Origin of the sequence: Pseudoalteromonas sp. SG44-1 (genome assembly GCF_014164315.1) — a bacterium.
GTDB classification, from domain to species: Bacteria; Pseudomonadota; Gammaproteobacteria; order Enterobacterales; family Alteromonadaceae; genus Pseudoalteromonas; species Pseudoalteromonas rhizosphaerae.
The window spans coordinates 114,275-138,699 of record NZ_JACJEW010000001.1; the positions used below are offsets into that span (position 1 = coordinate 114,275).

20 protein-coding genes are annotated in these 24,425 nt (G+C 39.6%); 5 read left to right on the plus strand and 15 right to left on the minus strand.

The window, feature by feature from the left end:
- Positions 1-384 precede the first annotated feature (384 nt).
- Entirely contained in the window at positions 385-1,542 is a 1,158-nt protein-coding gene (locus H5187_RS00525) for an ROK family transcriptional regulator (RefSeq protein WP_220493207.1), read from the minus strand.
- A 288-nt stretch (positions 1,543-1,830) separates the two neighbouring features.
- Between H5187_RS00525 and fucP the strand changes: the two genes are divergently transcribed.
- Complete coding sequence (gene fucP, locus H5187_RS00530; protein WP_145237450.1) at positions 1,831-3,138, plus strand: L-fucose:H+ symporter permease; 1,308 nt, start codon at positions 1,831-1,833, stop codon at positions 3,136-3,138.
- A gap of 80 nt (positions 3,139-3,218) precedes the next feature.
- On the opposite strand, the gene H5187_RS00535 is transcribed toward fucP, so the two are convergent.
- Positions 3,219-4,553: a DASH family cryptochrome gene (locus H5187_RS00535; RefSeq protein ID WP_220493208.1), complete on the minus strand. Its 1,335-nt coding sequence runs from the start codon at positions 4,551-4,553 to the stop codon at positions 3,219-3,221.
- 72 nt (positions 4,554-4,625) lie between these two features.
- On the opposite strand from H5187_RS00535, the gene H5187_RS00540 reads away from it, so the two are divergent.
- Complete coding sequence (locus H5187_RS00540) at positions 4,626-5,237, plus strand: flavin reductase family protein (RefSeq protein WP_145237753.1); 612 nt, start codon at positions 4,626-4,628, stop codon at positions 5,235-5,237.
- A 107-nt stretch (positions 5,238-5,344) separates the two neighbouring features.
- Here H5187_RS00540 and H5187_RS00545 read toward each other — a convergent pair whose 3' ends face one another.
- A complete protein-coding gene (locus H5187_RS00545) occupies positions 5,345-5,773 on the minus strand; it encodes an OsmC family protein (protein WP_145237444.1) in 429 nt (142 codons plus the stop codon).
- Between the two features lie 219 nt (positions 5,774-5,992).
- Positions 5,993-6,592 (minus strand): FMN-dependent NADH-azoreductase, encoded by a 600-nt coding sequence (locus H5187_RS00550; protein ID WP_182739389.1) that lies wholly within the window; start codon positions 6,590-6,592, stop codon positions 5,993-5,995.
- A 361-nt stretch (positions 6,593-6,953) separates the two neighbouring features.
- On the opposite strand from H5187_RS00550, the gene H5187_RS00555 reads away from it, so the two are divergent.
- Complete coding sequence (locus H5187_RS00555) at positions 6,954-7,457, plus strand: DUF6622 family protein (protein WP_182797438.1); 504 nt, start codon at positions 6,954-6,956, stop codon at positions 7,455-7,457.
- Between the two features lie 44 nt (positions 7,458-7,501).
- Here H5187_RS00555 and yghU read toward each other — a convergent pair whose 3' ends face one another.
- The 4 genes from yghU to H5187_RS00575 all read right to left on the minus strand — a co-directional run bounded on the left by yghU (position 7,502) and on the right by H5187_RS00575 (position 14,325).
- Positions 7,502-8,341 (minus strand): glutathione-dependent disulfide-bond oxidoreductase, encoded by an 840-nt coding sequence (gene yghU, locus H5187_RS00560; protein ID WP_182739388.1) that lies wholly within the window; start codon positions 8,339-8,341, stop codon positions 7,502-7,504.
- Between the two features lie 512 nt (positions 8,342-8,853).
- Entirely contained in the window at positions 8,854-12,180 is a 3,327-nt protein-coding gene (locus H5187_RS00565; RefSeq protein WP_182797439.1) for a two-component regulator propeller domain-containing protein, read from the minus strand.
- Positions 12,181-12,941: 761 nt separating this feature from the next.
- Positions 12,942-13,538 carry a rhomboid family intramembrane serine protease gene (locus tag H5187_RS00570; protein WP_145237407.1) on the minus strand — a complete coding sequence of 199 codons (597 nt, stop codon included), beginning with the start codon at positions 13,536-13,538 and terminating at the stop codon, positions 12,942-12,944.
- 103 nt (positions 13,539-13,641) lie between these two features.
- Positions 13,642-14,325, minus strand: coding sequence for a type 1 glutamine amidotransferase domain-containing protein (locus tag H5187_RS00575; protein WP_149980845.1), 684 nt, complete (start codon positions 14,323-14,325; stop codon positions 13,642-13,644).
- 144 nt (positions 14,326-14,469) lie between these two features.
- Here H5187_RS00575 and H5187_RS00580 point away from each other — a divergent pair, with 144 nt between their 5' ends.
- A complete protein-coding gene (locus H5187_RS00580; protein ID WP_182758533.1) occupies positions 14,470-15,393 on the plus strand; it encodes a LysR family transcriptional regulator in 924 nt (307 codons plus the stop codon).
- 8 nt (positions 15,394-15,401) lie between these two features.
- On the opposite strand, the gene H5187_RS00585 is transcribed toward H5187_RS00580, so the two are convergent.
- The 6 genes from H5187_RS00585 to H5187_RS00610 all read right to left on the minus strand — a co-directional run bounded on the left by H5187_RS00585 (position 15,402) and on the right by H5187_RS00610 (position 22,704).
- Entirely contained in the window at positions 15,402-16,136 is a 735-nt protein-coding gene (locus tag H5187_RS00585; RefSeq protein WP_149980843.1) for a dienelactone hydrolase family protein, read from the minus strand.
- A gap of 69 nt (positions 16,137-16,205) precedes the next feature.
- A complete protein-coding gene (locus H5187_RS00590) occupies positions 16,206-17,531 on the minus strand; it encodes a glycerophosphodiester phosphodiesterase family protein (RefSeq protein WP_182783852.1) in 1,326 nt (441 codons plus the stop codon).
- Positions 17,532-17,600: 69 nt separating this feature from the next.
- A complete protein-coding gene (locus H5187_RS00595) occupies positions 17,601-18,446 on the minus strand; it encodes a DMT family transporter (protein WP_182739384.1) in 846 nt (281 codons plus the stop codon).
- Positions 18,447-18,537: 91 nt separating this feature from the next.
- On the minus strand, positions 18,538-19,965 hold the full coding sequence (locus H5187_RS00600; RefSeq protein WP_182797440.1) for an amidohydrolase family protein: 1,428 nt from the start codon (positions 19,963-19,965) through the stop codon (positions 18,538-18,540).
- A gap of 143 nt (positions 19,966-20,108) precedes the next feature.
- The gene (locus tag H5187_RS00605; protein ID WP_182797441.1) at positions 20,109-22,241 is read right to left on the minus strand and encodes a M3 family metallopeptidase; all 2,133 of its coding nucleotides are present in this window, start codon (positions 22,239-22,241) and stop codon (positions 20,109-20,111) included.
- A gap of 253 nt (positions 22,242-22,494) precedes the next feature.
- Positions 22,495-22,704, minus strand: a complete 210-nt coding sequence (locus H5187_RS00610) for a hypothetical protein (RefSeq protein ID WP_145237750.1) — start codon at positions 22,702-22,704, stop codon at positions 22,495-22,497.
- 180 nt (positions 22,705-22,884) lie between these two features.
- Here H5187_RS00610 and H5187_RS00615 point away from each other — a divergent pair, with 180 nt between their 5' ends.
- A complete protein-coding gene (locus tag H5187_RS00615; protein WP_145237382.1) occupies positions 22,885-23,757 on the plus strand; it encodes a mechanosensitive ion channel family protein in 873 nt (290 codons plus the stop codon).
- Between the two features lie 77 nt (positions 23,758-23,834).
- Here H5187_RS00615 and H5187_RS00620 read toward each other — a convergent pair whose 3' ends face one another.
- The gene (locus H5187_RS00620) at positions 23,835-24,383 is read right to left on the minus strand and encodes an HdeD family acid-resistance protein (protein WP_182797442.1); all 549 of its coding nucleotides are present in this window, start codon (positions 24,381-24,383) and stop codon (positions 23,835-23,837) included.
- Positions 24,384-24,425 lie beyond the last annotated feature (42 nt).

Here is a 24,425-nt window from a genome sequence, read left to right on the forward strand (position 1 = left end):
CAAGACAGTTATTGATTTTGGTGTCAAAAAATACGTCGCTTTATGTATCTTCTCGAATCAAGCCAGCTAACTTAGCTGGGTTAATGGCATTGATAGATTCACTCTTTTTTGACCAGATGTACCCGTTACGATTATGTGGCCAAATCCTAAACCATTTTTTGCTTTTGTTGCGTGTGATTAAAAACTTGCTGTTTTATCAACCCGCCTCACCAGTTTGGGCAAATTTGTAAATAGAATGTAGAGAACTAAAAGTAATAAATCAACTATTATTACTTATTTTTTTGTACAAGTTTATGGAGTTATTTAATTGAATTTATTTGCGGGTAATCCAGGATATTAAAGCGCCGGCGAATAGCGCCGGCTGCTTGATAAATTTATTGGAAGCTAGTTGTGGGAAAGGCTGACGTTATCTTGAGAAAAGTTTATAATTAACGGTAGGTTAGCGCAACCTATTGATTGAGCTTTAGCACCAATAGAGCCGCTTTGTACGGCACAGCGATAAATGCCACGATGATCGGCTTGGCTTAATTTTAACTTTGTTGCTAATACTATTTTCTCTCTTACATTGATAGGGATTGCACCATCAATCACAATGGCTTCAAAATCAAAAATAGCTAGTGAGCACAGTGCTGCATAGGCAAGGCCATCTGCAACTTGATCTATCCATTTATCTAAAACAGGGCCTAAATCTCCCCAATATTCTTTTGAACTCCACACTATGTCGGTATTGTAGCCATCATCTTTAAGCATTTTTTCAAGGATATACAGCGAAGACTGCATGATCAGCTGTTGCGATGTTAGTTGGCCTTCACTATTGAGTACAGGCCTTGGTAATGAGCCAATAGCTCCCGCATTGCCTTTTTTACCGGTAAATAAGGTTTCATTTATAACGACTCCACCACCAATAAAAGTGCCAATAAAAATGTATAAAAAATCGGTAAAGCGAGCTGGGTTGCCAAAGCTCAGCTCTGCTGAGCATGCTGCGGTATCATCATTACATACATAGACAGGAAGAGAGATGATCTGATTGATTCTTTGTTTAAAATCGAAAGACTTCCACTCATTCATTACTTTCTTTGGTGCGCCAGCTTCTTCAGTCCAATTCCAAATTTCAAAAGGAGTTGCAACACCAATACCTAGAATACGCTCGGCTAACTCGTCACTTAAGCTCATTTTAAGTACGCTGATACCTTTTTCTAGAAAAGTGAGCAGACTATTTACAGTAGGGTAGGCACAGTATTCATTTAAGGTTGCGCGAATATTTCCGACCAAGTCAATTAAGGTTAAATCATAACTTCGGCGACCAACTTTTAAGCCGATGCCAAAAGCACCATCAGGATTTAAGGCAAACGGAATCGTGGGTTGGCCAACACGGCCACGCTGTGGCTCTTTTCTTATTAATAACGACTCGGCTTCTAAGCTATTGATAATAACTGTAACGGCTTGTGCAGAAAGACCCGTTTTTTGTGCTATCTCGGCTTTTGGCGCACTCCCTTGTTGACGAATTAAAGACATAATTCGACGTTCATTGTGAGCACGCAAGCCAGATTGGCTTCGGCCTTCTTGTGAGACGAGTCGAGGGTTTTTAGCTTTGATAATGATTCCTGTCTAATCTGTTATTGTCTTGAATAACTTAACTAATTGTACACTGAGCGGACATACTTGGCGACAGCATTGGTTTTATTACTGTGCTGATCATTTAATATTAAATTAACGACAGAGTACAATTAAGTATTGTTAAATGTAATAAATAACTATAGTTGATTTATTGACGAGGTGATATTTACCTGTTTAAATGCTTTACTCAAAGTTAACAACTGAGACATGGCAATGACCACACACACACATACAAAAACACCTCTTGTCTCTAAGGAGATGGTGGTTCCCTTTATTTTGCTTGTACTTTGCTTTGCAGCATGGGGTGCTGCAGCAAATATGACTGATCCGTTAGTTAAAGTATTTAGTAAAATATTTACTATGTCTTCAGTGCAATCGGCACTTGTACAGTTTAGCTACTATGGCGCCTACTTTTGCTTAGCCATTCCTGCCGCTTATATAAATAAACGCTTTTCTTACAAAACGGGAGTATTGACAGGCTTAGGCATGGCTGCGATGGGGGCATTTATGTTTTATCCCGCAAGCCAAGCAATGACTTACGGCTTTTTTTTAGCCGCTTTATTTGTGTTAGCTGGTGGTCTATCTATTTTAGAAACTTCAGCAAACCCCTATGTGATGGGAATGGGAAATCAGCAAAGTGCAACCCGTAGATTAAATTTAGCGCAATCTTTCAATCCTGTTGGTACTAATATCGGTGTGTTTTTAGCCGCAACCCTTATTTTACCTAGCCTAAATATAGCTTCCTCAGATGAGCGTGCAGCTATGAGCGCTGAGCAACTAACTCAGGTAATAAAAGCAGAACTAGATGCGGTTATGGTGCCTTATGTGGGTATGGCTTGCGTACTTGTGCTTATTTGGCTGGCAATTGCATTTACTAAAACACCTAACTTTTGCAAGCAAAAAAAGGTATCTAAGCATGTCGATTTTCGTGCAACCTTTAAACGATTATTTAAAAATACACATTATCGCTTTGGCGTTATTGCGCAGTTTTTTAATGTTGCAGCGCAAACCTGTGTATGGACCTTTACCATTCAATACGTTATGGAAGCACTTGATACAAACGAAGTGACCGGTGGAACGTTTTTGCAATACAGTATGATCACTTTTCTGTTCTCTCGGTTTGTGATGACATGGCTTATGGGATTTATTAGACCAGCAAAACTATTAATGGCAACCTCTGTAATTGCGACGCTATTATGTTTATATATGGTGCAAATGCCAACTATAAGTGGGGTTTGGGCTTTAGTTTGTATATCGGCTTGTTTATCGTTAATGTTTCCCACTATTTACGCAATTTCATTACATGGTTTAGGCGATGATGCAAAGTTAGGTGCTGCCGGATTAGTAATGGCTATTTTAGGTGGAGCGATAGTACCCGTGGTACAGGCTGTATTTATTGATACCTTCAGTGTCGCTTTTTCTTATATTGTGCCAGCAGGCTGTTTTATTATTGTGGCTGGTTATGCAGCATTTGATTTAAAAACAAAAATTAGAACATTTAATAATGTGGCACCTTGCTAAAATGCACAAAACCGAGTCTTAAAGGCTCGGTTTTGTGTGCTACAACTTTTATTCTCACCACCGCTATTCTTTAAGCATTATTAACTGCTTAACGGCCAATCTGCGGCATCTAACGAGTCTATGGCGTGTACCTCATCACCTTGCCAGTGATTAATAAATTGATTATTAGCATCGTAGGTTTGGGTTTGCTTTACTAAATTGAAATGCCTACCCGAGCGAGGATCCGCGCCAACACCTGCAAGGTATTGCCAATTTCCCCAATTAGATGCCACGTCGTAATCAATCAGTTGTTGTTCAAAATAAGCAGCGCCAAAGCGCCAATCTAGCTTGAGCTCGTTTACTAAGCAGCTTGCAACTAATTGCCGGCCACGATTTGACATATAGCCGGTTTTATTCAGCTGTTTCATACATGCATTGACAATGGGATACGGTGTTGTGCCTGTGCACCATTGCTTAAATCGCTGTGGGTAAAAACTGGTTAGTGGCTTACGCTTTGTAATTCCGGCAAAAGAAAATAACTTATTGCCATAACGCAGGCTGTATAGTTGAAAGTATTCACGCCACAGTAATTCAAAATAAATCCAGTAAGTTGAGTCGTTTGCGCCATGAATGTGCTCATAATTACGCAAAGCGTTGACTATTTGCCGAGCACTAATGCAGCCATTAGCAAGCCAAGGAGAAAACTTGGTTGAGTTTTCAATACCAGCTAAAGCGTTGCGAGTTTCTTTATAGGTAGATGGATTAGCACTTGAAAAGTAATCAGCTAGGTGATCAGTCGCACTTTGTTCACCACCTGCGAATAACGCTCGTTCTTTACTGACATTAGGCAATGTAGTTGGCCAAGGCATTGGAGCAATTAAAGGTCTGGCTATGTACTCTGGAGGATCTAAAAGTGTATTGATAGTGGGCGTTGTTTGCTCAATTAGCTTTCTGAATTGACTAAATGTTGCTGGCAGTTCATTAATAGTAAAAGGAAGTTGCTGGTTGTCATATAAGGTAAATGTATTAGCTTGTTTAATAACAAGATCACCATGATTTTTCGCTACATTGAGTAGCGTTTGCTGCTCATCGTAACCAATTTGTTCACTGCAATATAGAGTACGCACGTTGTGATGGTGATAATAATGTTCAATCATCTCATGAGCAGCTTGATGGTAGATCACTAAATGTTGCCCATAGTCTTTCAGAGTATTGTTTAACTGTTGTAAAGATTGCGCTAAAAACTGCCAGCGATGTTGTCCCATTGATTGGCAATCATGGTGATTGCTTTTAAACCATTGAGGGTCAATACAATATACAAAGCTAAGTGCTGTATCTTGCTTTGCAGCAAGAGAGATTAATGCGTTATCGCTTAGTCGTAAATCGTTAGTAAACCAGTACAAAGAGTGTGTCATAGTAATAAAGCGTTTTTTCATTTACTTTGTCTTTAATACGTAACAAAGTGAAAAGGCGTTTAGTTTAATGAGTTTAAATTTAATGAGGTGATGATGTATTTTGATTTAACTGATCCTGACGAGCAAAAAGGGGCATACAGTAAATTGGTTGGTGGGATCACGCCAAGGCCTATCGCGTGGATAAGTACGTTAAGTAGTGATGGCGTGGCGAATATTGCGCCGTATTCATTTTTTACCGTGGCAAGTGTTAATCCACCGGTATTGAGTGTGACTCAGGTAAATCCAGCTGAGAATCAAAACAAGGATACCTTAAACAATTTACTGGCCACAAAAGAGTGCGTTATCAATGTGGTCAGTCATAATCTGGTGGAGCAAATGAATCAAAGCTGCGGTAATTTTTCTTCGCAAACTAGTGAATTTACGGCTGTGGGGATCGCATCATGTGCAAGTCAATCAGTAACTCCATTGGGGGTGGCAGCAGCTAAGGTTCGTTATGAATGTAGCTTACGTGACGTGGTCACTATTTCTGAACAAGCAGGTGGCGGGCAAATGATGTTATTAAATGTAGTTGGTATTTATATTGATGAAAGTGTGCTTGTTAACGGCTATATTGACCCAAGAGCTTTAAATACCGTTGGTAAAATGGGCGGAGATTACTTTACGACAACGCATGATTTATTTAGCTTGGCTAGGCCAGAGATTTAGCTGAAATTTTACGTTATTTTATGTTTATACCTTTTACGTATAGTAAAAACCGTGCAGTAAAAAGCCAAGTAATAATTACTTGGCTTATATACGGCTAATTTTTTAGTTTAGTTGAGTGCCATTGTGAGTGATATCTCAGCATTCATTAATTTTGAGATAGGGCAGCCTTGTTTGGTTTGCTCGCACAGTTTTTTAAATTCTGATTCAGCAATACCGGCAATTTTTGCCTCTACACTTAAGGCTATATGACTAACCTCAAAGCCATCATCCACTTCATCTAAACTAACCACTGCACTGGTGGTGATATCATCAGCAACGTAATTTGCTTCAGTTAACGCAAGTGATAGCGCCATACTAAAGCAAGCACTGTGCGCCGCAGCTATTAGTTCTTCTGGGTTAGTGCCCGCTTTATCTTCAAAGCGCGTATTAAAACCATAGGGCTGATTATCTAAAGCGCCGCTTTCGGTGCTAATTTGACCTTTACCAGATTTAATATCGCCAGACCAATGTGATTGTGCAGATTTCTTAATCGTCATACTCATCTCCTTTGTAATAATTTCGCTAACTGTGAAAAGATTTCACCTTTGCATAGCGAAATGGGCGGTTTATAGAGAGTGTTGCAACATAAGCACCAAGTTTACAAAAGTATTGAATGTTGAGTTACACGGATCCACTGACGATAAGAATGTGTAATAAATGAAATCAGCATGGCTAACTAAAAAGCGGTCCTTACTGACCGCTTGTTTATCAAAAAATTAAAGTGCCGATACGTAATCTGAAATTTCTTTACTAGCGGCGTTTTTGCTGTCATCACCACCTGGCATATTTAGGCCTTCAGCATAAATAAAGTCCACATCTTTGATACCTAAAAATGCAAAAAAGTCTTTTAGATACTTAGTTTGCGTGTCCATATCAGTACCTAAGTACATACCGCCACGAGCAGCAAGAATAACTACTTTAGTATTTTCAACTAACCCAACAGGGCCTGTTTCAGTGTATTTAAACGTAATGCCTGCGCGAGCAACACGATCGATCCACGCTTTTAATGTAGATGGAATACCAAAGTTATACATAGGGACGCCCATCACGATGAGCTTATTATTTTGCAGCTCAGTGACCAACTCATCAGAAATAGCAGCCAGTTTGTTTTGCTCATCGCTGCGTTGTGAAGGCTCTGTCATCCATGCGCCCATTTCAGCTTGAGTTAGGTGTGGTAATGGGTTTTCGGCAACATCCCGACGAGTCACTGTAATGTCAGTTTTTTGTGTAAGCTCAGCAATGAACTGTTCACTAAGCTGATGTGAATTACCGTTTTCACCGTTGAGTGATGAGTTGATTAATAATACGTTCTTCATAGCCGTTCCTTTAATTGTAAATTACTAATAAGAGCATATCCTTTTATATTACAAATTAACAATGCAATTTAATGGCTTAACCATTCGATTTAAGAGAATGTTTTAGTTTGCTGCTGAGTGGTTTTTGGTTATCAAATTGCGCTGTTGTTTTGCTACTACTGAAATGATGGCGATTACACTCTGCGATATTTGTTTGTCGTCGCCTTTTACTATTCTCTAAGTTAGCATCGAGATGGCACATTAAGCTTGCTACGTATATAAAGGTTAAAAAAATGTAATTGTAACTTTATTAATTATTTAAATAAGATTAAGCTCAAGGCACTAATACAATAAGCAATAACAACAATAAAAAGGAAGTTTAGTGATTGATATAATTAAACATACACCGCTGTGGGTGTTCGCGTTATTTGCCGGCCTGATTGTGCTTGGTGTCAAACAAACCCGAGCAAGAGAGCTCACGTTACGCAGTGTTTGTGTGTTACCTGTCGCAATGGCTGGCCTGTCAGTTTTTGGGGTGTACTCCGCATTTTCTGGTGTAATTGCATTAGCAGTTTGGTTTGTGTGTTTAGTACTTGGTTGGGGAGTCGCTCGTCAATTCGGTTTGCCAAAGGGAGTGCGCTACATAAGTGAGCAGCATGTGTTTCATATACCTGGTAGCAAAGTACCATTTATACTAATAATGGCCATTTTCTTTACTAAATATTGTGTTGGAGTGATGCTGGCAATACAACTAGCAGTTACGCAAAGTACAGAATTTATGGTTATTGTCAGCGCGATTTACGGTATTTTAAGTGGCATATTCTTAGCACGCGGCTTACAGATCCTGCAGGCGCGAAATAACCAAATAGATTTACAGCCAGCATAAGTAACAGCGCGGTTAGTCATACTAATCGCGCTGTTAGGTTTTCGTTAAAAGTCGCTTTTACTGTGGCGCTCGGCTAGTTGCTCATCTTCTGGGCCCCAAGTCCGGTTAACTCTACGACCACGCTTTACTGCAGGGCGGCGTTCAATCTGTTTTGCCCAGCGCATCACGTGGGTATATGATTCAACATCTAAAAACTCGGCGGCGTCGTATAAATATCCCAATACCAGCGAGCCATACCATGGCCAAATAGCAATATCTGCGATTGAATAGTCACTACCAGCCATGTAATCATGATCACTTAAATGGCGGTTTAATACATCTAGCTGGCGTTTAACTTCCATCGTAAATCGGTCAATAGGATATTGCATTTTGTGTGGTGCATAGGCATAGAAATGACCAAAACCACCGCCTAAATAAGGTGCTGATCCCATTTGCCAAAATAACCAGTTACGGCATTCGGTTTTACTGGTGTGGTCGCTTGGCACTAGCGCATCAAACTTCTCTGCTAAGTATTGTAAAATAGCACCTGATTCAAACACCCGCGTTATAGGGGTCGTACTGTGATCCATCAGCGCTGGAATTTTTGAATTAGGGTTAACACCCACAAAGCCTGAGCCAAATTGATCGCCATCGCCGATTTTAATTAAAAACGCATCATATTCGGCTTCAGTGATACCAAGCTCTAACAGTTCTTCAAGCATGATGGTGACTTTTTGGCCATTAGGGGTTGCCAGTGAGTAAAGCTGAAGAGGGTGCTCACCAACTGGTAAATCTTGCTGGCGAGTCGCGCCTGCAATTGGTCGATTTATTTTTGCCCAGTCACCGCCACTTTCCGCGTCCCACTGCCATACTTTAGGCGGGGTATAGTTTTCGCTGTTACTCATCAAAACTCCTTAAACGTTGGTTACTTTAATTAAGGTTACGAACAACCCATCCTAGTTGATCATTTAGAGCAAGGGAAGCAAAGATAACTTTCATGAGTAATATGAAGATCATTTAGATGATGCAATGTTTATGTTGTCTCCGTTACTCAGCTTTAAATTACGACATTTAATCTTTGAGCCACTGAATACTTTCTATGAATTTGAACGACAATTGCGTTACCACATATCAATGAGTAATGTTATTAAATATGAGCGAAGCAGAGCTGCAGAGCTCATTCGTACACCTACGACCACCCCTTGATTGAGCATGACCACCAAAGCACTGGTCACGCCGTTGTATTAGTGACAATGACGCTGAGATCATAAGGTATAATATAAACTGCCACGCCACGCAATAATCATATCGTGTGTTTATTGGTTTACATCGCGGCTATTTTTTAAGTGTTTTTTGTATAATTAGAAGAGAAACCTGCAACTACTTAACTCTATTTAATGGAGTAAACAAAAGTGTATTAATGCCACTTTATTTTATCCGGTTTAAGAATTGAAGACTCTACTTTTATTTGCTCGAGGTTGATCAATTGCTGCGTTTTTTCAGTGATGGCTACAAATAAATTATCATCGTAACAATCAATGTCGCTTAGTCCTACCCAAGCATTTCTTGTTGATTCTTTCGCTGCATACAAACAGTGATCGGCAATATCGACAACTCGTTCCCAATTTAAACTTTCGGGATTATTTATTGAAAAAGGAAAACTAGCATAGCCAATTGAGCATGTTTTTTTGATAATAGTTCCGTCATCTATGACAAAATTATGCATTTCAAACGATGCTCTTAGTCTTTCCGCAAGTAGCGGTGCATTTTTTCGGTCGGTAAAGCGGGCAACTACTAAAAACTCTTCACCTCCCCACCTCACAAGATAGTCGGTATTTCTAAAAACGTGTTTTAAAATAGGTTTAATTTGCATTAATACGCTATCACCTGCGGCATGACCATAAAGATCATTTATTTGTTTAAAGTGATCTAGGTCGATTATAAAAAAGATTAAGTCTGATTCACTATGATTTTCAATATCATTATTTTGATCATGAGTGCGATATTTTCGTAGTACTAAGTCAATGTCTGTTTGCAAATTATTAGCGACAAATCGTCTGTTATTTAACCCTGTGAGTTCGTCGGTTACAGTAATTTTAGCTAGTTCTTCATTCGCTTTTTGTAAACCTAGTGTCCGTTCAGCCACTTTAATTTCTAATTGCTCATTTAGCTTCTTTATAAATATGACTTTTTTGCGTTGCGCGCACACAAATAGCCAAATAATGAACAGGAGTAACGTGCAATAAAATGAGTATGCCCACCATGATAGCCATGGCGGTGGTAATACAGTGACTTTAAGGGCTACTCCTTTTTCGTTCCAAATGCCATATGGATTGCTGGCTTTAACGCGTAAAATATAATTGCCGGTTGGTAAATTGGTATATGTTGCGCGGCGGTTTTTATAAGTAGTTGTGATCCACTTTTCATTAAAACCTTCCATTTTATAGGCATATTGATTCTTTTTGGGATTGGAAAAATGCAGTGTACTAAATTCAAATGTTACAAGGTTTTGTTGATGAGTTAAGGTGATTGCAGAAGTGGAGTGAATTGGTTTTTCTAAAGAATAGCTACTATTAGGCGTGTTTTTAATTATGTCTGATTTTTTATCTAATGGCACTACATTGCTGATAGGTACGGATTGGTTAGATAGTAACATATCGGTAATAACAACCTTTGGTTGTTGGGTATCACTGATTATTTTATCGGGGAAAAAACGATTAAAACCATTGATCCCGCCAAAAAATAATTCACCGCGTTTATTTTTAAATGATGCATCAGCATTAAATTCGTTACTTTGTAATCCATCATCCATATTGTAATTTTTAAATGTTTTTGTATTAAAATCAAAGTTAGATAAACCAAGATTTGTGCTCAGCCAAAGACTGCCTTTATTGTCTTCTTCAATCCTATAAATAACGTTATTAGGTAGGCCATCTTTTTTCAGAAAACGAGTGAATTTACCGGTAGTTTTGTTGAATAAGTTAAGGCCACTGGCGGTACCTATCCAAATATTTCCCTTTCGATCTTCGGTAATCGCGTAGACAGTGTCATTACTTAAGCTGCTAGGATCTGTTGGCTGATGTTTGTAATTAATAAATTTTTCGGTGTTTGGATTAAAAACATTAAGGCCCTTCCAAGTCCCTAGCAAAAGATCACCTTGTTGATCTTCAGTGATCACCCGAATACTGTCATTACTTATACTATTAGGGTTATCTGCTTGATAGCGATAATGAGTAAATTGCTCCGTAATTGGATTAAAGCGATTAAGACCTTTCCACGTGGCAAACCAAAGATCGCCATGCTGGTCTTCAGTAATGGCACTAACCGCATTATCACTTAGGCTGTTAGCATTGCTAGGATCATGACGATAGTGAGTAAATTCCCCTGTCATTGGATTAAAACGATTAAGGGCATTACCATCAGTGCCTATCCAAAGATTATTTTGGCGATCTTCAGTGATGGCATAGACTTTATCGTCGCTCAAACTGTTGGGATCATCTTCATTATAACGGTAATGAGAGAACTGCTCGGTGACGGAATCAAAGCGATTCAAACCGCCTCCCCAAGTTCCTACCCACAGTATGCCTCGACTGTCTTCGGTAATAGCGCGTATTATATTATTACTTAAACTGTTGGGTTTATTAGCTTGATGATGGTAGTGAGCAAATTGTTTAGTAAGTGAGTTTAAGCGATTAAGTCCGCCGCCATCGGTTCCTATCCAAAGATTACCCTGTTGGTCATAAGTGATGGCTCGAATATTGTCATTACTTAAACTATTTAGGTTTGTTGTCTGATTGCGATAGTGGGTAAATTTTTGGGTTTTTAAGTTGAGATAATTGAGTCCACCACCTAAAGTTCCTAACCAAAGGTTACCTTCTTGATCTGCGGTAATGGCTGCTATTTCATTATGGCTCAGACTCTTGGGCACAGTTGCATTATGGATATAGCGAGTAAATTTATCGTAAGTGATATTAAAATAATTAAGGCCGCCACCCTTTGTTCCTACCCATAGATTACCTTGTTTATCTTCAAGAATGGCACTGACAGCATTATTACTTATACTATTAGGGTTTGTTGCTTGGTGTTTGTAATGAGTAAATTGTTCAGTGATAGGATTAAAACGATTTAAGCCGCCACTCCACGTGCCTACCCATAGGTTTCCTTGTTGATCTTCAGTAATAACACTAACAGCATCATCACTTAAGCTTGCAGAGTTTGCTTGCTGATGACGATAATGAGTAAATTGTTCGGTGACAGGATTAAAACGGTTAAGGCCTCCACCGTCTGTCCCCACCCAAATATTTCCCTGTTTATCTTGCGTAACAGCATGCACGGTATCATTACTTAAACTGTTTAGATTTGTTGCTTGATGGCGATAATGCGTAAATTGTTCAGTTGTAGAGCTAAAGCGATTTAGGCCACCACCTCTGGTGCCGATCCAAAGATCGCTCTGTTGATCTTCAAAAAGAACAGTTACATAATTATTTGAGAGTGAGTGGAGATTATCTAAACTATTTTTGAAAACTTTAAACTCATAACCATCATAACGGGCCAAACCCTCTTCAGTACCAACCCATAAAAACCCTTTACGATCTTGTAACACCGCTTTCGCGCTGCTTTGAGGTAAGCCATCTTTGATAGATAGACGTTCAAAATGAACTGATGGCGAGTTAGCAAAAGCAAATGACATTGCAAATATGAGTGCTAACAAAACTATGCTCAGGTGTTTAATTATCTTTGTCAAAAATAGGACTCCGATCTACTATGTTTTATGGCTAAATAATTCTTAAAAAGAGTAATAATCAGCTAATAGCTACTCTTGATTGTAGTTATTTACCTGTTGAGCCATCGTTTACACTAGGAAAATAGCAGCTTCGATTCATAATCATACTTTGAGAGTTATACACGAAGAAATAGTTTCTTGTTAAGGTATTGCTTTAATTATAGGTTCTATAACCGAGTGTAGTTAGTTATTAAGTAAATTTAAGTAGCTTAATCATTAAAAAGGCTCAACATTATTGACAAAGTATAATAATTTAGCAGTATCGATATCTGATTAATAGCTAGCAAAATGCTGAAATCACTAATACAAGATTGCGGTTTCATTCAGACTCGGGATAAAACAAACCTGCAGCTAAAGTTGGTTCCATATCGATTGAGCGCCCCTAATTTACTCGAAGTTTGTTACCTGTTCAGCAATAATTATGGTTATTTTGCTGTACCGCCCACGATTATAGTTATTGCCAAGATGGTACATATGAGCAAAGGCATATTGTTGATAATGGACTTCGTGAATGTGTAGCTGAAGTAAGCGAGGTGTAAATAGCACAACTCATGCTCGCGGTGTGCGTGTTGGCGGTAGTCCATATTCTCCAACAACATTTAGATGGGGTTATGGTTGGCCTTATCCTCTAGGATATAAAGCGCTAACCGAAATTGAGAAAGCGCAAATTTATTTAATCCGAGATAATGACGGTTAATATTTTATCTTTAACCTTGCTAACTTTAAAGCTTGTAACTTGCGCTTTTCTTATCTTGTTTTGCTAAATAATAGCCAATAAGAATACCAGCGAGTGCGCCAAACAGGTGGCTTTCAAATGACACATGGGGACGCTGTGGCAAAACACCCCAAATTAAACCACTATATAAAAATACCACCGCGACACTAATAGCAATGGCCTTAAATGACCGATGCATAATGCCGTAGCAAATTAAAAAGCCCCACAAGCCATAAAGTACACCGCTCAGGCCAACGTGAATATTAGCGCGACCAAATAGCCAAACCAGTAATCCTCCAACCACAGCAGTAAAGATAAATACAGCCCAAAACCGTTTGACGCTATATTGGCAGACTAGCCAGCCAAGCACTGCAAATGGGATTAAGTTACTAAGCAAATGTGCCCAGCCGCCATGTAAAAAAGGCGCGAAAAAAATACCCGTTAAGCCACTTAGACTGCGAGGGTAAATACCTAATCCATTTAAGTTAACGCCTGGTAAGCTATTAATAATTTGCAGTAAAACACACAATAAAATAATACCAATAAGCGTAAAGCGTTTACTGACTAGAGGAGGAATGCTCAAAGAGCTTTTTGGGTTTGCCATACATCACTTAATTTTAAATATGTTTGACTGAGTATACCTATCCTGATGCTTAATTGAAAAGCCTTGCTGGGTTAAGCAAGGCTTTAGTTACAATATTAAAGAATTAGCCTAATTGGGTCAGCAGTTTTTGCGCTGCAAGCTCAGAGCTGGCAGGATTTTGACCGGTGATCAATAAGCCATCGACTAATGCGAGCACACCCCAATCATCCGTTTTTTGGTAATCACCGCCTTTTTTGATCAGCTCATCTTCTACCAACAATGGAACAATGTCAGTTAGTTGCACTGCGGCTTCTTCACTGTTGCTAAAGCCAGTTACTTTCTTACCTGCAACCAATGCACTGCCATCTGAATTTTTAGCATTTAAAAACACGGCACTTGCGTGGCAAACAGCTGCAACAGGTTTTTCTGTTTTGATAAAGTCTTCAATCAATGAAATTGAGTCTGTATTGTCAACTAAGTCCCATAATGGGCCATGACCGCCTGGGTAAAATACGGCGTCAAAGTCGCTGGCATTTACATCACCAAGCGCTTTTGTATTGGCCATCAATGTTTGTGCTGCACTGTCGTTATCAAAACGTTTTGTAGCATCTGTTGCGGCATCAGGTGCGGCGCTATTTGGATCAATCGGTGGTTGCCCGCCTTTTACTGATGCGAGTGTAACCTCAGCACCGGCATCAATAAATGCATAATAAGGAGCCGCAAATTCTTCAACCCAAAAGCCCGTTTTATGACCGGTATTGCCAAGCTCTGCATGAGAGGTAAGAACCATAAGTATTTTTTTAGCCATAACCATATTCCTTCTGATGATTTAAATTTTTAATTTATCTTACTAACTACTATAAGCACTAAGGTTACTTTAAACAACGATGATAAATTCAACTTTATTGGTTTAATAGTTGATACAATAAAGTAAGTCAGTATAGGAGATCTTATGAAGGTATCGTTTGAGCAACTCAAAAGTATGGTGGTATTTGCACAAATTGTAGAGCAGGGCAGTTTAACGGCGGCCGCCAAACAATTGGGGTTTACTCGTGCAGTGGCAAGTTATCACTTAAAAAAATTAGAAACCCAACTGGAAGTGACGCTGCTTAATCGTTCAACGCGAACTATGGCACTGACCGAAGCGGGGATTGCGTATTATGAGCGCTGCAGAATTATTACTGAGCAAGCTAATGCGGCTAAACAGCAAATAGAAAATATAAAAAGCGAACCACAAGGCTTACTTAAAATTAGCTGCCCGGTGAATGTCGGTATGCAGTTGGTTGTGCCTGCAATCAATGATTTTAAACGTCAGTATCCCAAAATCGATATTGATTTACAGTTAAGTGATGAAGTGATTGATATTATTAAAAATGGCTTTGATTTTGCGATTCGCGGTGTTGCGCTTAGTGACTCCAATTTACAAGCGACTAAACTCACTACTATGAGTACCTGTATTTGTGGTTCGCCAGATTATTTTGCCCATTACGGTAAACCTAAAACTCCAGCGCAATTAAGCGAACATCAATGGGTGGTGTATCAGCTCGGCAGTAAAACATTAACGCTACAAAAAGATGGTAAAAAGCATAACTTAACTATGCAAGGTGGTTTAAGGACTAATAACGCTGCTGCGCGAACTGCTTTTGTTGAAGCAGGCCATGGTATCGGGCGTATTCCACTTTACGATGCATGGCCAAAAGTTCAAGCTGGGCTATTGGAAATTATACTCGATGACTATAAAAGTAAAGATATAGAACTTTACGGCGTATTTCCACCCGGCGGCGCCGATTCTAAGAAGTTGCGCTTATTTATCGATTATTTAAAGGATTATTTTATAAAAAGGCATACCGCATTGGGTATGCTTAAAAATGTCTAATTTATGGCTTACAAAGTACGGTTAAATAATGCAACGGCTTGCTGGTACATGGTGATTGCTAGTGCGCCGTCGTATCGCTCACCCTCATCACGCATAAAGGCATGTTGGGCGTTAACTTCTTGCCATTGGTAATTAATACCCGTACTAACAGCTTGTTGATAAATTTTGTCGCGACCTTGTTGTGGCACATGGGGGTCTTGCTTTCCCCAAATAAAGTGAATCTCACCTTGTATATCAGCCATGCGTTCAAACGAGTTATTACCGGCTTGTGCGGGGAGTGTATCGCTATGAATGTCGGTGGCATATAAGCAAAATGCGGCTTTTATGTGTGGGTTTAATGCGGCTCTATAAGCTAAGTGACCGCCAATACAGACACCCATAGTACCTACAGAGCCGGTGCAATAGTCTTGTGTTTGTACAAAGTCGATTAACGCTTGGGTATCGCTGTCGTGGGATTCAAGCGGTTTTGCCCATTTATCGTTATTGCCTTTATCTTTACCCGCATCATCATAGGCAAGCACTGTCCCGATAGGGTTTAGCTCATGAAACACTTCTGGCACAAGTACTACAAAACCATGGCTTGCTAAAAGTGCAGCGCTGCGAGCAATAGGCGCGGTTTGCTGAAATATTTCAGAATAAAAAATAATCGCGGGAAATTGCCCTGACATTTCGGGGCGGTAAACCGTGGTGCGCATTAAACCTGTTGGGGTAGGCAAGTCTGCATGGTGGTGTTGGATGATCATAAAAGCGCTCAGTTAAATAATATAAAATATATGGTAACTGAGCGCGATAAAATAAACACGCCTTAAAGTTTAAATACTTGCAGGCATTTTATTACAGCTAGCATAGTAACTTACGGTTGCTGGCCAATCGGAAAATATCCCCATGACCCCCACTTCTTGTGCTAAAACATCAACCACAGTGAACATGTCGCCATCGTTATCTATAACATCACTAATAGATTGATAATAATAACCACCGCCTTCATTTAGAGGGCCAGAGCGTTCAAGGCTCCATGCAATAATATTAAGCCCTGCGGCCTTAGCATCTATAGCGTACTGTGAGGGTACAATATTACTGTCGTTATCTATGGTTAGCAGCATCCAAATAGGGGGCGCTATAATTTTAACGCCATCAGTAGCTAGCTCTGCCATGCTTGGCTGCCATGTTGCTGCGTTATTAGGATCAAACCCTGCATTGCTGTCGCGACCATCCAAATACACACTTTGCGCTGCAAATTCAGGATTAGTGCTAATCCAATATTCTACGTCGGCTAGGTTAAATGATTGCGGATAAACATGGTTTGCGGGTACGTCCATTTGCGTGTATTCATCCAGCATTTTTTGTGCATATTGCGCTTGAGTCATACCATTAAAAGGCATGCTCACTTGAGGCGATTTCAGCTCTGGGGTCATTTTTACACCCAGCTCTTTAAATAGCGCAATACTTTGTTTATGAGTCATGAGTGTACCTGAGGTGGCGTATAAATCAGTGCGCCAACTCGGTGTTCCATTCATATAATCGTTAACATTGGTGGCATTGGTGTTCGCGCCATCCATTTTACCCTCAAGGGTTAAAAATTCCGCCAGGCTAATATCGCTGGTGCAACATTTAGCTGCAGCGGGTGTGCCACTGTTAGGATCCGCTGGCGTAAATGGCACACTGCATTTAGCGGCAAGTTCTGGGATCGCTAAAATATTAGTGGTGGTATGTAAATCGCATTGTGAATGGCGGCATACCAGCTCTTTATCATTTGTAAACGTCACATCGCACTCGACAATGCCAGCGCCCATACGAGCTGCTGCAATGTAAGATTCTTTAGTGTGCTCTGGGTATTGCATAGGTGCACCGCGGTGACCAATTGAAAAATCAGTACGATAAAAAGGGCCGTCTTTGCACGATTCTAATTTTGTTTTTAGTGCGCTGGTGGCCATATCGTCAATTAAGTAGTCGGGGCGAGCACCGAGTTGAATATTCGTACCTTGCGCGACTTCAACAATAACCGGGGTAGGAACTTTAACAATTTCAACCTCAGTGTTGGTAACAACCACTTCTTTTTCGACTATTTCTACATCGTCATCGCAGCCAGCGAGTGTAATTAATAATAAACAACTAGTCAGTAAAGGTGTGTGCTTCATTATTTTTCCTTAAAAATCAAAGTGGACGCTACCTTACTAATTATTAGTGACAGTTTAACTACAGGGTAACTAATTTACTCTTTTAGCCATTATTTGGTTTATCACTAAGGCAAATAGCATAACCCCCGCGCCAATACTTAATCTGAGTATGTCCGCGTCTCTATTCCAAATAAGTACATTAACAACAATGCCTGCAGGAATAAGCAAGTTGTTCATCACCGCCAGTGCGCCCACATTGACAAGTGTGGCGCCTTTATTCCACATAAAATAGCCAACACCAGATGCCACAACTCCTAAATAAATCAATATGCCCCATTGTGTTGAGGTGCTTGGTAATTTGTTTGAGTTACCAAATAAGACATAACAGCTACTTGCAACAATCAGTGCGCCAATAAAAAACCAGCCAAATACAGTTTTATCATCAAGCTGCTTACCCAGCATTAAGCGTTTGTAGGTTACTTGTCCTACAGCGAAACTAATATTAGCGCCTTGTACCAGTAATAATCCGACTAAGAAGTTACTGTCTAAGTTTTCATAGCGAATAGTAATTGCACCCAGCACGGCAATAAAAGCGACTATAAAAAACTGTGGGTTAAAATACTTGTTGCACGCATCGTTTAATAACGTGATGTAAAGCGGGGTCATTACGGTAAATAGCAGTACTTCAGGCACACTTAAGAACAAAAATGAGTGGTAATAAAAGCTATACATAATACCGAGTTGTACTGCGCCGATCAGCATGAGTTTGCAAGCAAGTGGGGGAGGTGTTCGTTTTAAAAACGGTAAAAATAGCAGTGTGGCTAGGGCTACGCGAATTAATACACTAAACCAAGCATCAACTTGACCTGCTAAATATACGCCAATTAAACTAAATGAAAACGCCCATAATAGAGTGACGGCAAATAAGTAGCCCATAGTGCTTACTCCAAACTAAAAGCGCGAGTGTATACTACAAAGAGTATTAAAGGGAGTGGCTCAGTGAAGTAACCTGAGCCCGGTGATTAATTTACTGTTGTGAACTAACGAATTGCTTGGCATCTACTTTTAGCTGTTCAAGTGCTGCTTGATTGTAATAACTACTATGAGAAATAACCCCAGTGAGCTTTTGCGTGTTACGTACATCAATTAATGGGTTATCAGTTAAGAAAATGATATCGGCGGTTTTGCCTTCTGTAAGTTCTCCAAACTGCGCCGTTTTACCTAAAAACTGTGGTCCAGCAAGTGTTGCTGATTGCAATGTTTGTAATGGCGTTAAGCCATAATCACTAAAAATAGCCAGCTCTTGATGAAGAGATAAACCTGGGTAAATATACGAATTTAAAAATCCAGCGTCGGTCCCAGCAATAATTGATACGCCAGCCTGTTGTGCTAAAGGTAGTAATTGAGCTGTTTTAACAAAGCGTTCTTTACGTTGTTTGATTTGATCTTGGGTATCTTTATTGGCTCTGTCTACACGCCATTGGTAAGTGGCTTTAAGACCTTTACCTAAATAATTTAAAAACTCATCATCTTGATGGTTATCTTCATCAATATAAGCGGTGATTTGACCACCAATTAAAGTAGGTACTACGGCCGTGTTATTTTGAGCTAACACGGCGTATTTATTTAAAGCTGTTTGGTTATCAATATTTGCTGTAATAATTGGCAAAGCACTGCGGTAACTCAGTTCACCTGAAGCCACTTTTGCTGATATTTCAGGTTCATTAATTGCTGCGGCTTTTAACAAGTAGGTCATATGCTCAATGGCATCTAACCCTGCATTTGATACATCTGTAACTGATAGCGAAAACGGAATATGACCAGATATTTGGTAGCCACGTTTTTTCACTTCTTTAACTGCTTTTAAATAAAGTTCAGGTGTTAATGCACTATCGGTGATTTTCACAAAATCCACATTCATAGCATCAAGCGTATCAATAGCAGCATTCATTTCCTCGACAGTTTCAACTTCTAAGTCGCCAGGCCAAATAGAGTCTTTACCTTCGAGTTTGGGCCCTGATGTATAAATGGTCGGGCCAACTAATTGGTTATTATTAATTTGCTCTCGCCAGCTTAAAACTGACTCACTTAAATCAGCAGCAGCATCACGTACTGTAGTAATGCCATACGCGAGGTAAAGTGGTAACAGGGCTTTGTTTTCGGCTATAAGCGCTTCACCGCCGCCAAAATGGACATGCATATCCCAAAGGCCTGGCATTAAAAATTGATCATTAGCATCAATGTAATTCTCAGTAATGTAGTTATTTTTTAGTGAGTTGTTAGCGCGCTTTATGATCACACCATCGCGAATAGCAAGGGATTGTTCAACGCTGAGTTGTCCGGTTGTTACGTCGATGATCGTCGCATTAGCGATCACTATATCGGCGTGCTCAGTTGGCTCTGTAGCACATGCACTTAGTAGTAAGCAAGTTGAAAATAAAAGTATATTTTGCATTGTGTAACCTAAATTTTTTATTTAGATTAGCATATATATCTTCTGTAAGGTGTTGATTTTAGTTAGAAGGTAACAAGATTAGTATGAATAATGGCGATAAAAAATGAGAGCCCATTACGGACTCCCATTATAATTAGTTTGGTTTACTTAACTAAACCACGGCGCTTAAGTAGGGCGTCGGTAGTTGGCTTTTGACCACGGAACTCAATATAGCTTTGCATTAAGTCGCGACTGTTACCTTTTGATAAAATCTCTTTGCGGAAGCTATCACCGTTGTCACGAGTTAAGCCGCCTTGCTTTGTCATATGCGCAAAGGCATCAGCTGCAAATACTTCAGTCCAAAGGTATGCATAGTAACCTGCTGAATAGCCACCAGCAAAGGTGTGGCTAAAGTAGCAAGACTTATAACGCGGTGGTACTGGGTAGTAAGCAATGCCGTGTTTCTCTAACGCGTCATGCTCAAATTTTTGTACATCAGTTATTTTCTTATCAACACCAAATGAATGCCATTCCATATCAAGTAATGCTGCAGCTAAATACTCAGTGGTACCAAAACCTTGGTTGAAGTTTTGTGACTCAAGTACTTTGTCGAGTAATTCTTTAGGAATTGGTTCACCCGTCTTGTAATGCTTCGCGTAGTTAGCAAGTACAGTTGGTTCGATGTTCCAATCTTCGTTCGCTTGTGACGGGAATTCAACAAAGTCACGAGCTGTTGCAGTGCCTGCAAGGCTTGGGTATTTTACGTCTGAGAACAAACCGTGTGCCGCATGACCAAATTCATGGAACATAGTCGTAACTTCGTCAAAAGTCATCAGTGTTGGCTGACCATCTGCAGGTTTAGGAATGTTTTGCGCGTTATAAATTACAGGTTTTGTGCCTTTTAAGCCACTTTGGCTAACATATGCACTCATCCAAGCACCGCCACGTTTACCCTCACGGGCATAAGGGTCCATGTAGAATAAACCAATAGAACTACCATCGGCGTTGAACACTTCAAACGCCATTACATCTTCGTGATAAAGTGGTAAATCTTTACGCTCTTTGAAAGTAATGCCGTATAGTTTTTCCATCGCAAAGAATAAACCGTTGTGGATCACTGATTGCATTTCAAAGTATGGCTTAACTAAAGCAGGATCTAGGTCGTACTTAGCTTGGCGCACTTTTTCAGAATAGAATGCCCAGTCCCATGGTTGTACAGCAAACGTTTCGCCTGATGCATCAATTACTTTTTGAATTTCAGCAGCTTCAGCTTTTGCTTTATTTACGGCTTTAGGTGCTAAGTCATCTAATATGCCATAAACGTTTTCAGTGGTTTTAGCCATACGTGTGGTCATTACATATGAAGCCCAATCTTTATAGCCAAGTAGTGCTGCTTTTTGAGCGCGCAAATTGGTTTCTTTGATAATGATAGGGCCATTGGTATTTTGCGCACGAGTCGTTGATGCTTTAAAAATACGTTCACGTAACTTACGGTTTTCTAGGCTGCTGAGAATCGGCTGTTGCGTGGTGTTCACCAACGTGATCATGTAGCCTTCTTTACCTGCTTTTTTAGCGGCAGCGGCAAGGCTTGCTATTTCAGCGTCAGAAAGGCCAGCAAGTTCGCTTTTATCGGTTACTAATACCACGTCCTCTTTAAACGATTTTAATACGTTTTGCGAGAAGGCTGTTGATAACTTAGCAAGCTCTGCGTTGATTTCACGCATTTTGGCTTTTTGTGCTTCATCTAATTTTGCACCAGCGTTAACAAACTTAGTGTAGTAAAACTCAACTAAACGCTGATCTTCGGCATTTAACTTCGCTTTATTGTCATTAATGGTTTCAACACGTGAAAATAAGGCTTTGTTAAGATAAATGTCATCAGAATGCGCAGATAACACTGGGGCCATTTTTGCTGCAATACGTTGATACTCATCATTAGAGATCAAACCAGATAAGTTATAGAAAGCGGTTGAAACGCGATCAAGCAATTCGCCAGATAGTTCTAATTCAACTAAGGTGTTTTTAAATGTAGCTGGAGCTGGGTTGTTAGCGATAGCCGTGATTTGCGCTTTTTGCTGCGCAATACCTGCATCAAATGCCGGTTCATAATCACTGGTACCAAATTTATCAAATTCTGGTGCCATATATTGTAATGGACTTGGTTTCATTAATACGTTGTCTACATTGGCTGTTTGTACTTGAGTCGTTTGCTCTTTTGTATCTGCATCGTTTTGCGAACTACAAGCAGATAATAATAATGCACTAGCAATTGTAGTTGCTATAAGGGTCTTACGCATGAGAACTCCATAAAATAGGTGAGCCTTGAAAAACAGGCGAGACATAAAACACCCATAACTTAGCAAATTTTCATGTATATACAACTAAGTTTATCGGTTTAAGGTGGGGATTGAGCGCAAAAAAGCGTGTTTTTAGGTAAAAATAGTGCAAATCGAGAAATAGTAGCCTTAAACAGTAGGACGTATTAAAGCTACTACAGGTTGGTACTTAATTGAGAATTTTGGTTTATATTGCATGCGCGAAGTAGCAAAATTAGTTGTAACCTAAAACAAACTTTTTTTCGCTACCAAAACTTGCCGGTTGCTGGTGACCAAACTCTTTGTTAATGCAATTAAGAGTATGTTCTTGCTCTGCAAGCACAGACAAAATTTTATTGCGGTATTCAATACTTGATTCAAACAGTTGCAAATCAACTAAAGGTTGTAGCGTGGCTAATTTTTGATTTAAGGTCAGTTGTGACATCATTCGTTCCTCGTGCTTTATTTAAGCTTACAGTACTTATATAGCATTACCTGTAAGAAAATGTTAATGATTTGTTCATAAAAAACATATTGAACTTTAACTTCTCCGTAAATGCCATTATGGCGTGCTAAACTTACTTAACCCTGAATAGCTATTTGTTTTATTAATTTTGGAAAAAGTATGACGTTAGAGTCAATCTCTCATTATTTATCGTATGTAATTTTTAGCTATAACAATATCGAAATTACTGTAGCTAAAGTTATTCAAGTGCCTTTGATACTCTTTGCCATGTGGTTTGTGGTTACATGGATTGGTCGATTAATACGAAAAACTCTTCTCGCACGTAAAATGAACCCTGATGCGGTGCATTTATTTACCCGTATTTATTTAGTGTTAAGTATCGCAATTTTAATATTTACCTCCCTTGAAGTGTTAAATATTCCGTTAACAGCATTTGCCTTTGTTTCTGGCGCTATAGCTATTGGTGTAGGATTCGGGGCACAAAATATCATTAATAACTTTATTAGTGGCTGGATTTTAATGTGGGAGCGGCCAATTCGTATTGGAGATTTCTTAGAAGTGGGCAACGCCAAAGGGGTGGTTGAAACGATTAATACTCGCTCCACGCGCATTCGTCGCAACGATGGTGTGCACATGCTTATACCAAACAGTCAACTACTCGAAAACACAGTGACGAATTGGACCTTGATTGACCGCAATGCTCGTTCGTCTGTCAGTGTTGGTGTGGCATATGGATCAGATGTATTGTTAGTTGAAAAACTGATCAAACAAGTGTTGAGCGAACATCCTGCAATACTCCCGACGCCGGCATCTTCAGTGTTATTTGATGATTTTGCTGAAAGCTCTTTAGTGTTCAATGCTATTTTTTGGGTTTGTGCTGAATCAGAAACCATGTTGCGCCAAGTCCGCAGTGATATTCGTTTTAGCGTATATAAAATATTTGCTGAGCATAATGTCGTTATTTCTTTCCCACAACGCGATATACATATTGATGGTGAAATTGCATTAAGGCGGGGACGAGCAACGAAATAAATCCAGCGGTACCGGTATCGTCTTGCAGAAGTAATTTGCTGCAACGAGTAGCAAATTACTTCGTTTTTATTGATGAGTTATTGCTGTTGTGCCATCTTTCTTAGCTTTAATGAAAATAATACAATTAAAGCACCAAATAGTACGGCGTAAGTGGCGACTAACCAAAGTAAAGTATGGATCCCTGCGCTAGGATTAAAGATTAAATATAAACCAAATAATACTGATGTTGCCCCAGTAATAATTAATATCCACTCATTAGATATCTCCGCTCTTAATTTAAGCGCAATTAAAATTTCAACAGCGCCAATCGCTATGGCCCACGCAGCGACATAATAAAGTAATAGTATCGCGGTAACGTTTGGTGCAAATAGGGTAACTAGTCCTGCGATGATTGATAACACCCCACCGGCCAATAACCAGCGCCAATAGGGATTGTGTTGCTTAGAGTTCCAAGCAACCCATGTTCTTAGCATGCCATCAAATAAAAAATAGCCCGCAAAAAATAACAACATAATACTCAGAGATGCATTGGGTGCAAACCAAGTAATAACGCCAAAAATAATTGCAATGAGGCCGCGTACTAACAGTACTGACCAGTTTTTTGAAAGTGTGGTGGTTAGATCCATCTTAATCCTTAATGATTAGCTCTGTCGTGTTTATATACATTA

Bases quoted from the DNA above. Each gene is read 5' to 3' on its own strand.
- H5187_RS00545 (WP_145237444.1), bottom strand. From the start codon at position 5,773: ATGACGATTAAGAAATCTGCACAATCACATTGGTCTGGCGATATTAAA.
- H5187_RS00595 (WP_182739384.1), bottom strand. From the start codon at position 18,446: ATGGGCTACTTATTTGCCGTCACTCTATTATGGGCGTTTTCATTTAGT.
- H5187_RS00590 (WP_182783852.1), bottom strand. From the start codon at position 17,531: ATGAAGCACACACCTTTACTGACTAGTTGTTTATTATTAATTACACTC.
- fucP (WP_145237450.1), top strand. From the start codon at position 1,831: ATGACCACACACACACATACAAAAACACCTCTTGTCTCTAAGGAGATG.
- yghU (WP_182739388.1), bottom strand. From the start codon at position 8,341: ATGAGTAACAGCGAAAACTATACCCCGCCTAAAGTATGGCAGTGGGAC.
- H5187_RS00615 (WP_145237382.1), top strand. From the start codon at position 22,885: ATGACGTTAGAGTCAATCTCTCATTATTTATCGTATGTAATTTTTAGC.
- H5187_RS00605 (WP_182797441.1), bottom strand. From the start codon at position 22,241: ATGCGTAAGACCCTTATAGCAACTACAATTGCTAGTGCATTATTATTA.
- H5187_RS00600 (WP_182797440.1), bottom strand. From the start codon at position 19,965: ATGCAAAATATACTTTTATTTTCAACTTGCTTACTACTAAGTGCATGT.
- H5187_RS00550 (WP_182739389.1), bottom strand. From the start codon at position 6,592: ATGAAGAACGTATTATTAATCAACTCATCACTCAACGGTGAAAACGGT.
- H5187_RS00610 (WP_145237750.1), bottom strand. From the start codon at position 22,704: ATGTCACAACTGACCTTAAATCAAAAATTAGCCACGCTACAACCTTTA.
- H5187_RS00585 (WP_149980843.1), bottom strand. From the start codon at position 16,136: ATGATCATCCAACACCACCATGCAGACTTGCCTACCCCAACAGGTTTA.
- H5187_RS00620 (WP_182797442.1), bottom strand. From the start codon at position 24,383: ATGGATCTAACCACCACACTTTCAAAAAACTGGTCAGTACTGTTAGTA.
- H5187_RS00570 (WP_145237407.1), bottom strand. From the start codon at position 13,538: ATGGCAAACCCAAAAAGCTCTTTGAGCATTCCTCCTCTAGTCAGTAAA.
- H5187_RS00535 (WP_220493208.1), bottom strand. From the start codon at position 4,553: ATGAAAAAACGCTTTATTACTATGACACACTCTTTGTACTGGTTTACT.
- H5187_RS00575 (WP_149980845.1), bottom strand. From the start codon at position 14,325: ATGGCTAAAAAAATACTTATGGTTCTTACCTCTCATGCAGAGCTTGGC.
- H5187_RS00580 (WP_182758533.1), top strand. From the start codon at position 14,470: ATGAAGGTATCGTTTGAGCAACTCAAAAGTATGGTGGTATTTGCACAA.
- H5187_RS00540 (WP_145237753.1), top strand. From the start codon at position 4,626: ATGTATTTTGATTTAACTGATCCTGACGAGCAAAAAGGGGCATACAGT.